At 71.9% G+C, this 15,410-nt stretch carries 14 protein-coding genes; 10 read left to right on the top strand and 4 right to left on the bottom strand.

The features are described from left to right. The first annotated feature begins 31 nt into the window (after positions 1-31). The 5 genes from ACZ6I3_RS08110 (at position 32) to ACZ6I3_RS08090 (ending at position 4,618) form a co-directional block, all read left to right on the top strand. Entirely contained in the window at positions 32-1,270 is a 1,239-nt protein-coding gene (locus ACZ6I3_RS08110; protein ID WP_469412745.1) for a DUF1727 domain-containing protein, read from the top strand. Between the two features lie 23 nt (positions 1,271-1,293). Then, positions 1,294-2,022 (top strand): type 1 glutamine amidotransferase, encoded by a 729-nt coding sequence (locus tag ACZ6I3_RS08105; protein ID WP_469412743.1) that lies wholly within the window; start codon positions 1,294-1,296, stop codon positions 2,020-2,022. 203 nt (positions 2,023-2,225) lie between these two features. Further along, on the top strand, positions 2,226-3,251 hold the full coding sequence (locus ACZ6I3_RS08100; protein WP_390986209.1) for a 6-phosphofructokinase: 1,026 nt from the start codon (positions 2,226-2,228) through the stop codon (positions 3,249-3,251). A 156-nt stretch (positions 3,252-3,407) separates the two neighbouring features. Then, positions 3,408-4,358 (top strand): cytochrome c oxidase assembly protein, encoded by a 951-nt coding sequence (locus ACZ6I3_RS08095; protein ID WP_469412741.1) that lies wholly within the window; start codon positions 3,408-3,410, stop codon positions 4,356-4,358. Positions 4,359-4,438: 80 nt separating this feature from the next. Continuing rightward, on the top strand, positions 4,439-4,618 hold the full coding sequence (locus ACZ6I3_RS08090) for a hypothetical protein (RefSeq protein WP_469412739.1): 180 nt from the start codon (positions 4,439-4,441) through the stop codon (positions 4,616-4,618). Positions 4,619-4,622: 4 nt separating this feature from the next. Here the strand turns inward: ACZ6I3_RS08090 and ACZ6I3_RS08085 are convergent, their stop codons facing one another. From ACZ6I3_RS08085 to ACZ6I3_RS08070, 4 genes are read right to left on the bottom strand one after another with little or no spacing between them, the layout of a single operon-like run. Then, positions 4,623-5,831 carry a sensor histidine kinase gene (locus ACZ6I3_RS08085; protein ID WP_469412737.1) on the bottom strand — a complete coding sequence of 403 codons (1,209 nt, stop codon included), beginning with the start codon at positions 5,829-5,831 and terminating at the stop codon, positions 4,623-4,625. Further along, positions 5,828-7,543 carry a sodium/solute symporter gene (locus ACZ6I3_RS08080; RefSeq protein ID WP_469412735.1) on the bottom strand — a complete coding sequence of 572 codons (1,716 nt, stop codon included), beginning with the start codon at positions 7,541-7,543 and terminating at the stop codon, positions 5,828-5,830. The genes ACZ6I3_RS08085 and ACZ6I3_RS08080 overlap by 4 nt, the downstream gene beginning before the upstream one ends. A gap of 10 nt (positions 7,544-7,553) precedes the next feature. Continuing rightward, complete coding sequence (locus ACZ6I3_RS08075; RefSeq protein WP_469413121.1) at positions 7,554-7,949, bottom strand: hypothetical protein; 396 nt, start codon at positions 7,947-7,949, stop codon at positions 7,554-7,556. Positions 7,950-7,951: 2 nt separating this feature from the next. Continuing rightward, a complete protein-coding gene (locus ACZ6I3_RS08070) occupies positions 7,952-8,701 on the bottom strand; it encodes a LytR/AlgR family response regulator transcription factor (protein ID WP_469412733.1) in 750 nt (249 codons plus the stop codon). Between the two features lie 77 nt (positions 8,702-8,778). Between ACZ6I3_RS08070 and ACZ6I3_RS08065 the strand changes: the two genes are divergently transcribed. The 5 genes from ACZ6I3_RS08065 (at position 8,779) to ACZ6I3_RS08045 (ending at position 15,391) form a co-directional block, all read left to right on the top strand. Next, positions 8,779-9,264 (top strand): Lrp/AsnC family transcriptional regulator, encoded by a 486-nt coding sequence (locus ACZ6I3_RS08065; RefSeq protein ID WP_184599229.1) that lies wholly within the window; start codon positions 8,779-8,781, stop codon positions 9,262-9,264. Between the two features lie 157 nt (positions 9,265-9,421). Next, positions 9,422-10,243 carry a dimethylargininase gene (gene ddaH, locus ACZ6I3_RS08060; protein ID WP_469412731.1) on the top strand — a complete coding sequence of 274 codons (822 nt, stop codon included), beginning with the start codon at positions 9,422-9,424 and terminating at the stop codon, positions 10,241-10,243. Then, on the top strand, positions 10,240-11,475 hold the full coding sequence (gene rocD / locus ACZ6I3_RS08055) for an ornithine--oxo-acid transaminase (protein WP_469412729.1): 1,236 nt from the start codon (positions 10,240-10,242) through the stop codon (positions 11,473-11,475). The genes ddaH and rocD overlap by 4 nt, the downstream gene beginning before the upstream one ends. 143 nt (positions 11,476-11,618) lie before the next feature. After that, complete coding sequence (locus tag ACZ6I3_RS08050) at positions 11,619-14,084, top strand: SpoIIE family protein phosphatase (protein WP_469412727.1); 2,466 nt, start codon at positions 11,619-11,621, stop codon at positions 14,082-14,084. Between the two features lie 65 nt (positions 14,085-14,149). Next, complete coding sequence (locus ACZ6I3_RS08045) at positions 14,150-15,391, top strand: PP2C family protein-serine/threonine phosphatase (protein WP_469412725.1); 1,242 nt, start codon at positions 14,150-14,152, stop codon at positions 15,389-15,391. Positions 15,392-15,410 lie beyond the last annotated feature (19 nt).

Raw genomic sequence — 15,410 nt, 5'->3', positions numbered from 1 at the left:
GCGGCGCGTACGCAAGGAGGATCGAGAACTGATGGCAGGCAACTCGGACCCGCTCTCGCCGCGGGCCAAGCTGGCCGTGACCGCGGGCAAGGCGGTCGCAGCGGCATCCCGTGCCGCAGGACGCGGCAGCGGTTCGGTGATCGGCGGCCGGGTGGCTCTCCGGCTCGACCCCGACCTCCTCGCCACACTCGCGCAGAACCTGGACGTGATCCTGGTCTCGGCGACGAACGGCAAGACCACCACGACCCGACTCATCGCCGAGGCACTGCGGGCGGCCGGACCGGTCGTCTCCAACGCCCTCGGCGCCAACATGCCGGCCGGTATCACCTCGGCGCTGGCGGGCAGCTCGGAAGCCCGGTACGGCGTGATCGAGGTCGACGAGAAGTACCTCGCCGGTGTCGCCCGGGACACCTCCCCGAAGTGCATCGCCCTGCTGAACCTCTCCCGCGACCAGCTCGACCGGGCCGCCGAGACCCGGATGCTCGCCGAGAACTGGCGGGAGGGACTCGCGGGTTCCAAGGCCGTGGTCGTGGCCAACTGCGACGACCCGCTGGTCGTGTGGGCGGCGTCCTCCTCCCCCAATGTGATCTGGGTCGCGGCGGGGCAGATGTGGAAGGACGACGCCTGGTCCTGCCCGTCGTGCGGTGGCGTGATGCAGCGCCCGGGCGACGACTGGTTCTGCGGTGAGTGCGGCTTCCGCCGTCCGACGCCGAGCTGGGCGCTCTCCGGCGACCACGTGCTCGACCCGCACGGCTCGGCCTGGCCGATCCACCTCCAGCTGCCCGGCCGCGCCAACAAGGCCAACGCCGCATCCTCGGCCGCCGTCGCCGCCGTGTTCGGGGTGCCGCCGCAGGTCGCGCTGGAGCGCATGTACCAGGTGCAGGCGGTGGCCGGGCGGTACGACGTCGTCCAGTTCCAGGGCCGTGACCTGCGGCTCCTGCTCGCGAAGAACCCGGCCGGCTGGCTGGAGACGTTCTCGCTGATCGACCCGCCGCCGACCCCGGTGATCCTCTCCGTGAACGCGCGCGGCGCCGACGGCACCGACACCTCCTGGCTGTGGGACGTCGACTACACGCGGCTGACCGGTCACCCGATCTGCGTCGTGGGCGACCGGAGGCTGGACCTCGCGGTCCGGCTGGAGGTCGCCGACCAGCACTTCCAGGTCTACGAGAACCTCGACCAGGCCGTGGCGGCGTGCCCGCCGGGCCGGATCGAGGTCATCGCCAACTACACGGCGTTCCAGGATCTGCGCCGCCGCGTCGGCAACTGAGCACGAGACGTCAGGGGACTTTTGTGAGCGACAACCAACTGCGGGTCGTCTGGATCTATCCCGACCTGCTCAGCACCTACGGCGACCAGGGCAACGTCCTCGTCGTGGAGCGCCGGGCCGTCCAGCGCGGCCTGGACGTGGCCCGGCTGGACGTGCGCAGCGACCAGCCGATCCCGACCTCGGGCGACATCTACCTGATCGGCGGCGGCGAGGACCGTCCGCAGCGGCTCGCGGCCGAGCGGCTGCGCCGGGACGGCGGTCTGCAGCGGGCCGTGGAGAACGGCGCCATCGTGTTCTCCGTGTGCGCCGGCTACCAGATCCTCGGCCACGAGTTCATCAACGACCTCGGCCAGCGCGAGCCCGGCCTCGGGCTGCTGGACGTGGTGTCGGTGCGCGGCGAGGGCGAGCGGTGCGTCGGTGACGTGCTGGGCGACATCGACCCGCGCCTCGGCCTGCCCCCGCTGACCGGCTTCGAGAACCACCAGGGCGTCACGCACCTGGGCCCCACCGCCCGCCCGCTCGCCAACGTGCGCTTCGGCAACGGCAACGGCACGGGAGACGGCACGGAGGGCGCGTACAACGACACCGTCTTCGGCACGTACATGCACGGCCCCGTGCTCGCGCGCAACCCGCTGATCGCGGATCTGCTGCTGAAGCTGGCGCTCGACGTCAACGCGCTGCCGCCGACCGACGACCGCTGGTACGAGTCACTGCGCGACGAGCGCATCGCGGCTGCTCAGCAGCCTGCCTGAGCACCGCGTCGCAGCCTGCCCGAGGTACGCGTCAACCTGCTGGTCAACAGCCCGTCTGACGGCACATCCGCACAGGTGAGCGGGGTAGTCCAGCAGGCGGACGCGCGGTTCGGTCCCGCCCCTCCCTGACGCTAGGGTGGCGGGAATTCGAGCCGGACAACGTGGTCCGGTCCCCGGCCCACGTTGAGAAGGTATTTCGGGCTATGCGTATTGGTGTCCTCACGTCCGGCGGCGACTGCCCCGGCCTGAACGCCGTCATCCGGTCCGTCGTACACCGCGCCGTCGTGGACCACGGCGACGAGGTCATCGGCTTCCGGGACGGCTGGAAGGGCCTCCTGGAGTGCGACTACCTCAAGCTCGACCTCGACGCGGTGGGTGGCATCCTCGCCCGCGGCGGCACGATTCTCGGGTCCTCCCGGGTCCAGCCCTCCCATCTGCGGGACGGTGTGGAGCGGGCCAAGGGCCATGTCGAGGAGCTCGGCCTCGACGCGATCATCCCCATCGGCGGTGAGGGCACCCTCAAGGCCGCCCGGCTGATGTCCGACAGCGGTCTGCCCGTCGTGGGTGTGCCGAAGACCATCGACAACGACATCGCGGTCACGGACGTCACCTTCGGCTTCGACACGGCCGTGGGAGTGGCGACCGAGGCCCTGGACCGGCTGAAGACCACCGCCGAGTCCCACCAGCGGGTCCTGGTGGTCGAGGTCATGGGACGGCACACCGGCTGGATCGCGCTGCACTCCGGCATGGCGGCCGGCGCGCACGCCATCGTCGTCCCCGAGCGGCCCTTCGACATAGAGGAACTGACCCGGCGGGTCGGCGAGCGGTTCGAGGCCGGCAAGCGCTTCGCGATCGTCGTGGCGGCGGAAGGGGCCAAGCCCCGGGCCGGGAGCATGGAGTTCGACGAGGGCGGCAAGGACATCTACGGGCACGAGCGGTTCGCCGGGATCGCGCGGCAGCTGTCCGTGGAGCTCGAGGGGCGGCTGGGGAAGGAAGCCCGGCCCGTCATCCTCGGGCATGTGCAGCGGGGCGGTACGCCGACCGCCTACGACCGGGTGCTCGCCACGCGGTTCGGGTGGCACGCGGTGGAGGCCGTGCATCGCGGGGAGTTCGGGCAGATGACCGCGCTGCGCGGGACCGACATCGTGATGGTGTCGTTGGCGGAGGCCGTGAAGACGCTGAAGACGGTGCCGGAGGATCGGTACGACGAGGCGGAGACGGTTCTGTGAGGTTGCCGTAGTCGGCCGGGTGCCGGTGGTCTGTGGCTGTTCGCGCAGTTCCCCGCGCCCCTGAGCCTTACCCCCGGTCGCTTGTCCGGCCGGGGGCGGTTCTAGTCTTGGGGCGGACAGATTGCTGCACACCCCCACGAAACAGGAGCCGGCGGAATGGATCACAGCGGGCACGGCATGACCATGGATCTGCCGCCGTTCACGCTGGGGCGAGGTCTTGAGTGGTCGGCGGACCCGTTCTTTCTCGTCGCCTGCCTGCTCGGTCTGGGGCTCTACGGGTGGGGTGTCGTGCGGCTGGTGCGGCGCGGGGACAAGTGGCCCGTGGGGCGGACGGTCGCCTTCGTCATCGGTGTGCTGACCGTCGCGCTCATGATGTGCACCAAGCTGAACGACTACGGCATGGTCATGTTCAGCGTGCACATGGTGCAGCACATGGTGATCAGCATGGTGTCGCCGATCCTCGTCCTGCTCGGCGCCCCGATCACGCTGGCGCTGCGCGCCCTGCCCACGGCGGGGCGGGGCCGCAAGGGGCCCCGCGAGCTGCTGCTGATGTTCCTGCACAGCCGGTACATGCGGATCATCACGCACCCGGCGTTCACGATTCCGCTGTTCATCGCGAGCCTGTACGGGCTGTACTTCACGCCGATCTTCGACAGCCTGATGGGCTCCAAGCCGGGGCACATCGGGATGATGGTGCACTTCTTCGCCGTCGGGCTGGTGTTCTTCTGGCCGATCATGGGCGTGGACCCGGGCCCGCACCGCCCCGGCTACCTGATGCGGATGCTGGAGCTGTTCGCGGGCATGCCGTTCCACGCCTTCTTCGGGATCGCGCTGATGATGGCGTCCGAGCCGATGGTCGGGACGTTCGAGAACCCGCCCGCCTCGCTCGGCATCGACGCGCTCTCCGACCAGAACGCGGCGGGCGGCATCGCCTGGGCGTTCAGCGAGATCCCGTCCGTGCTGGTGCTGATCGCCCTGCTGTTCCAGTGGTACGCCTCCGACCAGCGCCAGGCCAGGCGCAAGGACCGGGCCGCCGACCGCGACGGGGACAAGGAGCTGGAGGCGTACAACGCCTATCTGGCCTCGTTGAACACGCAGGGGCGCTGAAGCCCGCTCCCGTAAGGGCCGTGCGCGCCGGGCGTCCACCAGGCACCATGGAGGCATCGGACCACGAGGAGGGTGTTGCGATGCCCGGTTCCACGAACGGTTCAAACTCGACCAGGACCATGGGGGTGCTCACCCTCGGCGGCCTCGTCGCGGTGACGGCCTACACGGTGGCGCTCGGAAGCAACGGCTGGCTGTGGTTCGGCTGGGTCGTCCTGGGACTGATCACCCTGGGGCTGGTGGTGACCACACGCAGCACCTGACGGCTCACTCCCGGGTCAGCCGGCCCGCCGAGTGCACGCCCGGCTGGTACTTCGGGATCCGGACGGTGATCTTCATGCCCGCGCCCGTGGCGGTCTCGATGACGAGGCCGTAGTCGTCGCCGTAGACCTGGCGGAGCCGGTCGTCGACGTTGGAGAGCCCTATGCCGCCCGAGGGGCTGACCTCGCGGGCGAGGATGCGGCGGAGCAGGTCGGGATCCATGCCGGCGCCGTCGTCCTCGATGACGACGAGCGCCTCGGCGCCCGCGTCCTGAGCCGTGATCTGGATGCGGCATTTGTCTGCTTTGCCCTCAAGGCCGTGCTTGACGGCGTTCTCGACGAGCGGCTGGAGACAGAGGAAGGGCAGGGCGACGGGCAGCACCTCCGGGGCGATCTGGAGGGTGACGGAGAGGCGGTCGCCGAAGCGTGCCCGTACCAGCGCCAGATAGTGGTCGATGGCGTGGAGTTCGTCGGCGAGGGCGGTGAAGTCGCCGTGCCTGCGGAACGAGTAGCGGGTGAAGTCGGCGAATTCCAGGAGCAGTTCGCGGGCGCGCTCGGGGTCGGTGCGCACGAACGAGGCGATCACCGCGAGCGAGTTGAAGATGAAGTGCGGGGAGATCTGGGCCCGCAGCGCCTTGATCTCGGCCTCGATGAGGCGGGTGCGGGACTGGTCGAGGTCGGCCAGCTCCAGTTGGACGGAGACCCAGCGGGCCACCTCGCCGGCCGCCCGGACCAGGACCGCCGACTCACGGGGCGCGCAGGCGACGAGGGCGCCGTGCACCCGGTCGTCGACGGTGAACGGGGCGACGACCGCCCAGCGCACCGAGCAGTCGAGGATGTCGCAGGTGAGCCGGAATGCCTCACCGCGGCCGGTGTCCAGGGCGCCCGAGAGGCGTTCCATGATCTCGGTGCGGTGGTGGGCGCCGTCGCCGTCCCAGACCAGGACCTGTTCGCGGTCCGTGAGGCAGAGGGCGTCCGTGCCGAGCAGGGAGCGCAGTTTGCGGGCGGACTTGCGGGCGGTCTCCTCGGTCAGGCCGGCCCGTAGCGGGGGTGCGGCGAGGGAGGCGGTGTGCAGGGTCTCGAAAGTGGCGTGCTCGACGGGGGTGCCGAGGCCGCCGAGGCTCTTGGCCCCCCGTGCGGTGCGCCGGCCCAGCCAGACCCCGGCGGCCAGCACCGGGAGTACGGCGACGCACAGACCCGCGAGGAATCCGCTCATGGTGTCTTCACCTCCGTGCGCAGTTCCTCGGGCAGGTGGAAGCGGGCCAGGACGGCCGCCGTGCCCGGGGGCACCCGGCCGGGGGTCGCCAGGGAGACCAGGATCATGGTGAGGAAGCTCAGCGGCACCGACCACAGGGCGGGCCAGGCGAGCAGGGCGTGCAGCGCGCCCCTGCCCGGGTAGCCCGCCATGGTCGCGGCGACGGCGAGCAGGGCGGAGCCGCCGCCGACCAGCATGCCCGCGGCGGCACCGGGCGGGGTCAGCCGCCGCCACCAGATGCCGAGGACGAGCAGCGGGCAGAACGAGGAGGCGGACACCGCGAAGGCGAGCCCGACGGCGTCGGCGACCGGGAGCCCGCCGACGAGGACGCTCGCCGCGAGGGGCACGGCCATGGCGAGGACCGTGCCGAGCCGGAAGTGCCGTACGCCCCGGGACGGCAGGACGTCCTGGGTGAGGACGCCCGCGACCGCCATGGTCAGCCCCGAGGCCGTGGACAGGAACGCGGCGAAGGCACCGCCCGCCACCAGCGCGCCCAGCAGGTCCCCGCCCACTCCCCCGATCATGCGGTCGGGCAGCAGCAGGACGGCGGCGTCCGGGTCTCCGGTGAGGGTGAGTTCGGGGGCGTAGAGGCGGCCGAGTGCGCCGTAGACGGGCGGCAGGAGGTAGAAGGCGCCGATCAGGCCGAGGACCACGACGGTGGTGCGGCGGGCGGCGACGCCGTGCGGGCTGGTGTAGAAGCGGACCACGACGTGCGGCAGGCCCATGGTGCCGAGGAACGTGGCGAGGATCAGCCCGTACGTGGCGTACAGCGGGCGTTCCCCGCGGCCTTCGTCCTGCGAGGGCGACAGGTCGCCGCCGCCACCGCGCTCGGCCGCGGGGACGGTCGCCCCCGCGGCGAAGGTGAGCCGGGTGCCGCGTTCGATGTGGTGGGTGCCGGCGGGGAGTTCGAGGCGGGTATCGGTGCGGGCACGGCCGTCCACGGTGCCGGTCACCGTGACCGTCAGCGGCCGGTCGAGCGTGAGGGCGATGCTGTCGTCCACGCGGACGACGCGCTGTTCGCGGAAGGTGGCCGGTTCGTCGAAGGCGTGGCGCGGGGCTCCGTCGTGCTGCCAGGCGAGGACCAGGAAGAGGGCGGGGACGAGCAGGGCGGTGAGTTTCAGCCAGTACTGGAAGGCCTGCACGAAGGTGATGCTGCGCATGCCGCCGGCGGCGACGGTGGCGGTCACGACGACGGCGACGATCACTCCGCCGAGCCAGTCGGGCGCCCCGGTCAGCACGGTCAGGGTCAGTCCGGCGCCCTGGAGCTGGGGCAGCAGGTACAGCCAGCCGACGCCGACGACGAAGGCCCCGGCGAGGCGCCGTACCGCTTGGGAGGCGAGGCGGGCCTCGGCGAAGTCGGGGAGGGTGTAGGCGCCGGAGCGGCGCAGCGGGGCGGCGACGAAGAGCAGCAGGACCAGGTAGCCGGCGGTGTAGCCGACCGGGTACCAGAGCATCTCGGGGCCCTGGACCAGGACGAGTCCCGCTATGCCGAGGAAGGAGGCGGCGGAGAGGTACTCGCCGCTGATGGCGGCGGCGTTGAGGCGGGGGCCGACGGTGCGGGAGGCGACGTAGAAGTCGGAGGTGGTGCGGGAGATGCGCAGGCCGAAGGCGCCGACCAGGACCGTGGCGACGACGACCAGGGCGACGGAGGGTATGGCGTAGCCGGAGTTCATGGATGCGGCTTCAGCGGTCTTCGACGAGGCGTACGAAGTCGCGTTCGTTGCGTTCGGCGCGGCGGACGTACCAGTGGGCGAGCAGGACGAGGGGGACGTAGAGGCCGAAGCCGAGGACGGCCCATTCGAGGCGGCCGGTGCCGGGCGTCGCGGCGAACAGCAGCGGCAGCGGGCCGACGAGCAGGCCGAGGATCGCGAACACGGTGAGGGCGGCTCGCAGTTGGGTGCGCATCAGGGAGCGGACGTAGGTGTGGCCGAGGGTGGTCTGCTCGTCGATCTCGGTGCGCGGGCGGTAGTAGCCGGAGGCCTGGGGGTACCTCCCGCGCGAGCGAAGCCGAGCGTGGGGGACTGTGCGGCGGGGCGGGGCGGTGACGACGACGCGGCGTTCGGTGTGGTCCTGGGGCACTGTCACGGCCTCCTCATGAGCAGGTCGCGCAGTTCGCGCGTGTGGCGCCGGCTGACCTGGAGTTCCTCGGAGCCGACGAGGACGCTGACGGTGCCCGCGTCGAGGCGGAGTTCGCCGATGTGGCGCAGGGCGACGAGGTGGCGGCGGTGGATGCGGACGAAGCCGCGGGAGCGCCAGCGCTCCTCCAGGGTGGACAACGGGATGCGGACCAGATGGCTGCCCTTGCCGGTGTGCAGCCGGGCGTAGTCGCCCTGGGCCTCGACGTGGGTGATGTCGTCGACGCTGACGAAGCGGGTCACACCGCCGAGCTCGACGGGCAGGTGGTCGGGGTCGGGTTCGTGCACGGGTATGCGCGGGGCGGCGCCGCGCAGCTCGGCGGCGCGGCGGACGGCCTCGGCGAGGCGTTCCTTGCGCACGGGCTTGAGGACGTAGTCGACGGCCTTGAGGTCGAAGGCCTGGACGGCGAAGTCCTCGTGGGCGGTGACGAACACGACGAGCGGGGGCCGGGCGAACCCGGTGAGCAGCCGGGCCAGGTCGAGGCCGTCGAGGCCGGGCATCTGGATGTCGAGGAAGACGACGTCGATCGCCTCGGGGCCGCCGGGGCCGGACTCCAGGGCGCGGTTGATGCGGCGCAGCGCCTCGGTCGCGTCGCCGGCGCCCTCCGCGCTGCCGACGCGGGGGTCCGCCTGCAGCAGGTAGAGCAGTTCCTCCAGCGAGGGGCGTTCGTCGTCGACAGCCAGGGCGCGCAGCATGAACCCGGAGTGTAGGGGCGATCCGTACCTGGGGACATGTGCTGGGGGTGCACGTTCCCGCTGGATACAGTGCCCGCATGAACAGCAGGTCCACGCCGTTCGACGAACTCGACCGGAAGATCATCACCGCGTTGATGGCGAACGCCAGGACGTCCTTCGCCGAGATCGGCACGGCGATCGGGTTGTCGGCCACGGCGGTCAAACGCCGGGTCGACCGGCTGCGCGAAACGGGTGTGATCACCGGTTTCACGGCCACGGTGAAGCCGTCGGCGCTGGGCTGGCGCACGGAGGCCTACGTCGAGGTGTACTGCGAGGGCGCGGCACCGCCGCGGCGGCTCGCGGAGGTCGTGCGGGACTACCCGGAAATCACGGCGGCGATGACCGTGACCGGCGGCGCGGACGCGCTGCTGCATGTGCGGGCGCGGGACGTGGAGCACTTCGAGGAGGTGCTGGAGCGGATCCGCCAGGAGCCGTTCATCCGGAAGACGATCAGCGTGATGGTGCTGTCGCATCTGCTCCCGGAGAGTCCGGAGGCGGGGGCCAGCCATCCGGCGCCGGAATAGCCCCGAAGATCGCGCAGCAGGCATGCGCCGACCGGCCTCAAGACGCAGTGTTCCTGCGTGAAGACGCAACTGATGTTTCTTGTGGACCGCCCCCGTCACTTCCTACCTTGGTGTCAACCCTCAGTCACACACCGTTAGGAAGCGGAGGTACCCCTCTGTGCCCGACTCCCGTGTGCCGCGTCGGCGGCGCTATCTCGTCTGCGAACCCAGACACTTCGCCGTGCAGTACGCGATCAACCCCTGGATGCACCCCGACGAACCCGTCGATGTCATCCGCGCCCTGGACCAGTGGCAGGCGATGGTCGACGCCTACCGTGTCCACGGCCATACCGTGGACACGGTGAAGCCGGTCCCCGGCCTGCCCGACATGGTCTTCGCGGCGAACTCGGCCGTCGTGGTCGAGGGCCGGGTGTTCGGCTCCCTCTTCAAGGCGCCGGAGCGCCGCCCCGAGTCCGTGCCGTACGAGGCCTGGTTCAAGACGGAGGGCTACGAGGTCTACCACCCCGAGTCCGTGTGCGAGGGCGAGGGCGACCTGGTGCCGGCCGGCCGCTGGGTCCTGGCCGGAACCGGGTTCCGTACCACCCGTGAGGCCCATCTCGAGGTACAGGAGTTCTTCGGGGTGCCGGTGATCAGCCTGACGCTGGTGAATCCGTACTTCTACCACCTGGACACGGCGTTGTTCGTCCTCGACGAGGAGAATGTCGCTTACTACCCCGAGGCGTTCTCGCCCGGCAGCCGGGAGCTGCTCGCCCGGCTGTATCCGGACGCAGTACTCGCCACCCACGAGGACGCGATGGCGTTCGGGCTCAACTCCGTCTCCGACGGACGCCACGTGTTCATCTCACCGGGGGCTACGGCCCTGGCCGGGCAGCTCGCCGACCGTGGCTACGTCCCCGTCCCCGTCGACCTGTCCGAGTTCCAGAAGGCCGGTGGCGGCATCAAGTGCTGCACCCAGGAGATCCGGGAGATCCGTTCATGACCGCACCCGTCCGCACCGAGGGCTCGCCGAAGGCCCGTGGCTCGCAGGAACTCATCCGCGCGGAGGAGCCGGTCCTCGCCCACAACTACCATCCGCTGCCCGTGGTCGTCGCCCGCGCCGAGGGCACCTGGGTGGAGGACGTGGAGGGGCGGCGCTACCTCGACCTGCTGGCCGGCTACTCGGCGCTCAACTTCGGCCACCGGCATCCGGCGCTGATCGAGGCGGCCCATCGCCAGCTCGACCGGCTGACCCTCACCTCGCGCGCCTTCCACAACGACCGGCTCGCCGAGTTCGCCGAGCGGCTGGCCGCGTTGACGGGCCTGGACATGGTGCTGCCCATGAACACCGGCGCGGAGGCGGTGGAGAGCGCGGTGAAGGTGGCCCGCAAGTGGGCCTACGACGTCAAGGGCGTGCCGGACGGCAAGGCGACGATCGTGGTGGCCGCGGACAACTTCCACGGCCGTACGACGACGATCGTCAGCTTCTCCACGGACGAGACGGCGCGGCAGGGCTTCGGTCCCTTCACTCCGGGCTTCCGGATCGTGCCGTACAACGACCTGGCCGCGCTGGAGGCGGCGGTCGACGAGACGACGGCGGCGGTGCTGATCGAGCCGATCCAGGGCGAGGCGGGGGTGATCATCCCTGACGACGGCTATCTGGCGGGCGTGCGCGAGCTGACCCGGCGCAAGGGATGCCTGTTCATCGCCGACGAGATCCAGTCCGGGCTCGGCCGTACCGGCGGCACGCTGGCGGTGGAGCACGAGTCGGTCGTCCCGGACATGGTGCTGCTGGGGAAGGCGCTGGGCGGTGGCATCGTGCCGGTGTCGGCGGTGGTGGCGCGCCGTGAGGTCCTCGGGGTGCTGCGGCCGGGCGAGCACGGCTCGACCTTCGGCGGCAACCCGCTGGCCGCGGCGGTCGGCACGGCGGTGGTCGAACTGCTGGAGACGGGCGAGTTCCAGCGCCGCGCGGCCGAGCTGGGCACGACGCTGCGGGACGGCCTGACCGAGATGGTCGGCAAGGGCGTCGTCGGCTTCCGCTCGCGGGGCCTGTGGGCGGGCGTCGACATCGACCCGGCCCTCGGGACCGGACGCGAGGTCAGCGAACGCCTCATGCGGGAGGGAGTCCTGGTCAAGGACACCCACGGCTCCACGATCCGCCTGGCACCGCCGCTCACGATCACGGGCGAGGAGCTCGCGGGGGCGCTCGCGGCACTGGAGAAGGTGCTGGGGTAGCCGGAGAGGTGCTGAGGCAAGGGAGCGCCACAGCCGCCCGCGGCCGCCCCGACCGGACCTGCACAAGCCGCCCCCGTAGGCGGGAAGGGTGAAGATGGGGGCAAGAGGTGGTAGACCACTCTCAGCGACAGAGAGGTCGGCCGGTGGGCGCACACGAGGAGTACGGCGTTGCCCGGCGGCGGTTCGACGTGGCCGACGCCGTGCCCCTGCTGCTCGATCCGCAGGGCGTGGTGACGGGCTGGACCGACGACGCCCGGCGGCTGCTGGCCTACCCGGCTGCCGAGGCGGTCGGCAGGAAGCTGTCCGATCTGCTGGCCGCCGAGGACGCGGAGCGGGTGCCCGACCTGGTCGAGCGCTGCCGCAGGGACGGCGGCTGGACGGGGCTGCTGACGGCCCGCCGCAAGCACGGGCAGCCGGTGCGGGTCGTGGCCCGGATCACCCCGGCCGAGGAGACGCACAGCGGTTCGCGCTGGCTGGTGCTCCTGTCGGAGCTGGGCCATGCCCCCGGCTGGGACATGAGCCGTACGGTGCTGGAGCGGATGGTGACCGACGCCTCCGTGGGCATCGCCATCGTGGACACCGACCTGCGTTTCGTGTGGTCCAACGCCGCCCTGGAGCAGTTCGGCGGCGGACCGGCACCGCGACGGCTCGGGCTGCGCTTCGCGGACGTCCAGCCGGGCATGGACGCCCAGGCGGTCGAGGCGCAGATGCGGCACGTTCTGGAGACCGGCGAGGCGGTCGTCGGATACGAGCACGTGGGCCATGTGCGGTCGGCGCCGCTGCGCGAGACGGCGCACATGCTGTCGTTCACCCGGCTCGAGGACGACCGGGGGCACCCGCTGGGCGTGTACTACACGGTCGTCGACATGACCGAACGGCACCGCGCGCGGCAGCGGCTGGCGCTTCTCGACCGGGCCGGCGAGAACATCGGCCGCAGCCTTGACGTCCTGCGCACCGCGCAGGAGCTGGCCGACGTGGCCGTCCCGGGAGTTGCCGACTTCGTCACCGTGGATCTGCTGGAGGCGGTGCTGCGGGGCGCCGAGCCGGCTCCCGGGCCGCTCGCGGACACGGATCCGGTGGCGCTGCGCCGCGCCGGCCAGCGGTCCGAGGAGGACGACCTGCCGCAGGGCGCCCTCGAGGTCGGCGACATCGCGACCTACCTGGCCGGGTCGCCCCCGGTCCGCTGCCTGACCACGGGGCGCTCCTGGAGTGCGGAGCGGCTCGATCCGGTGACCCGGGAGTGGGCCACGGACCTCCCGGAAGGCCGCCGGACCGTCACTTTCCTCGAGCTGGACCTGTACAGCGTGATGACCGTGCCGATCCGGTCACGGGGCACGACCCTCGGCGTCACCAGCTTCTTCAGGCGCCACCGCCGGGAGCCCTTCGACGAGGAGGATCTGCACCTGGCCGAGGACCTCGTCGCCCGCGCGGCCGTCTGTCTGGACAACGCCCGGCGCTACACCCGCGAGCGGGACGCCGCCCTCGTTCTGCAACGCAGTCTGCTCCCCCACCGGCTGCCCGAGCAGGACGCCGTGGAGGTGGCCGCGTGCTACCGGCCGGCCGACGAGCTGACCGGTCTGGGCGGCGACTGGTACGACCTCATCCCGCTGTCCGGCGGCCGTGTCGCGCTCGTCGTCGGCGAGGTGCCCGGGCACGGCATCGACGCTGCGGCGGCCATGGGGCAGCTGCGGACCGCCGTACGGACCCTGGCCGCGCTGGATCTGCCGCCGGAGGAGGTGCTGGCGCACCTCGACGACCTGGTGGCGCGGTCGGCGCGGGAGGAGGGCGTCGAACCGGGCATGGCGGGCGCCGACGGCGCGCGGCCGTCGTCCGTGGGTTCCGGGTGCCTGTACGTGGTCTACGACCCGGTCGACGGCGGCTGCACGATGGCGGCCGCCGGCCACCCCGCCCCGGCCGTGGTCGCGCCCGACCGCTCGGTCACGTTCGTCGATCTGCCGCAGGGGCCCCCGCTCGGCGTGGGCGGTCCGCCCTTCGAGGCGGTCGAGTTGTCCCTCGCGGAGGACAGCACGCTCGCCCTGCACACCGACGGGCTGCTGGCCCGGGGCGAGACCTGGGCCGTCGACACCGGACGGGAACGGCTGCGCGGGGCGCTGGAGCAGGCGGGCCCGCTCGAGTCGGTGTGCCTGACCGTGGTCGACGCGCTGGTCCCGGCGCGCCCGTACGACGACGTGGCCCTGCTGATGGCGCGGACGAAGCGGCTCGGCAGCGGGCAGGTCGCGGCCTGGGACCTGCCCTCCGACCCGGCCGTCGTCGCCGACGCCCGCCGCACGGCCACCCGGCAGCTGGCGCACTGGGGCCTGGACGAGCTGGTCTTCACCACGGAGCTGGTGGTGAGCGAGCTGGTCACCAACGCCATCCGGTACGCCACCGGCTCGATCCGGCTCCGGCTGATCCGGGAGCGCGCCCTGGTCTGCGAGGTCTTCGACGGCGGCGCCACCGCGCCCCATCTGCGCCATCCCCGTACGACGGACGAGGGCGGGCGCGGGCTGCTGCTGGTCTCCCAGCTGACCCAGCGGTGGGGCACCCGGTTCGTCCACGACGGAAAGATCATCTGGGCGGAGCAGTCGCTGACGGACCTCACGGAGTGAAGCCGGGGCCCGGAATCGGCCATACCGTGGGAAAATAGTCTGGTCCCGGCAGTGGTGAGGCAGCCATGACGGATTCGTCGATCGAGTACGCGGCGGTGTTCCAGGCCCTGCCCGGCATGGTGGCGCTGCTGACGCCGGAGCTGGTGTACGCGGACGCCAACGAGGAGTTCGTCCGGGTGTCCGGCCGCTCCCGCGAGCAGCTGATCGGCCGCTATCTGTTCGACGTCTTCCCCGACAACCCCAACGACCCGGCCGCGACGGGCATGCGCAACCTGGAGGCCTCGCTGCGCCGGGTGCTGGCGACCGGGGAACGCGACGCCATGGCCCTTCAGCGCTACGACGTCGAGGATCCCGAACGGCCCGGGGAGTGGCATGAGCGCTACTGGAGTCCCGTGAACGCTCCGCTGGTCGGCCCCGACGGCAAGGTGGTGCTGATCGTGCACCGGGTCGAGGAGGTCACGGAGCTGATCCGGGCCCGGGGCCGCTCCGGAGGGAACCGGGGCAGCCGGGCCCGGGTCCTGGAGGCCGAGCTGTACACCCGCGCCCGTGAGCTGCAGGAGCTCAACGACCGGCTGCGCCAGGCGCACTCCCGCGAGCGGGAGGTGGCGCTGGCCCTTCAGGAGGCGATGCTGCCCGACCGCCGCCAGGTCAGCCACCACCACCGGGCCGCCGTCCGCTACCGGCCCGCCGTGGGCGCGCTCAACGTGTGCGGGGACTGGTACGACCTGGTCGACCTGGTCGGCGGCCACCGGGTCGGGGTGTCGGTGGGCGACGTGGTCGGGCACGGACTGGAGGCCGCCGGCGTCATGGGCCAGCTGCGCAGCGCGCTCAGCGCGGCCTCCCGGGTCGCCGAGGGCCCGGCCCAGGCGCTGGACGTGCTGGGGCGCTACGCGCACGTGGTCGAGGGCGCCGAGTCGGCGACCGCCGTGACGACCTTCATCGACTTCGACCGGCACCTCATCACCTACAGCAGTGCCGGCCACCCCCCGCCCGTGCTGGTCCACCCCGACGGCCGCGCGGAGCTGCTCGACGGGGCCACCGACACCCCGCTCGACGCCCGCCCCGACCCGATCCCCAGACCCCAGGCGGACACCTCGTACGCGCCGGGCGCCACCTTGGTGCTCTACACCGACGGACTGGTCGAACGGCGCGGCGAGGACATCGACACCGGTCTGGGCCGCCTGGCCGACGCGCTGGCCCGGAACCGGGACCAGGACCCCGAGACCCTCGCCGACACCGTCCTGCTGGAGCTGCTGCCGCACGGCGGGGCCACGGACGACACCGCGCTGGTCATCGTGCGGCTGTGACCAGCGGCCGCGACCAGGG

The sequence above is a fragment of the Streptomyces sp. NPDC041940 genome (assembly GCF_055589465.1).
The sequence above is the reverse complement of the archived record's forward strand: the minus strand, read 5'-3'. Positions and strand labels throughout refer to the sequence as shown.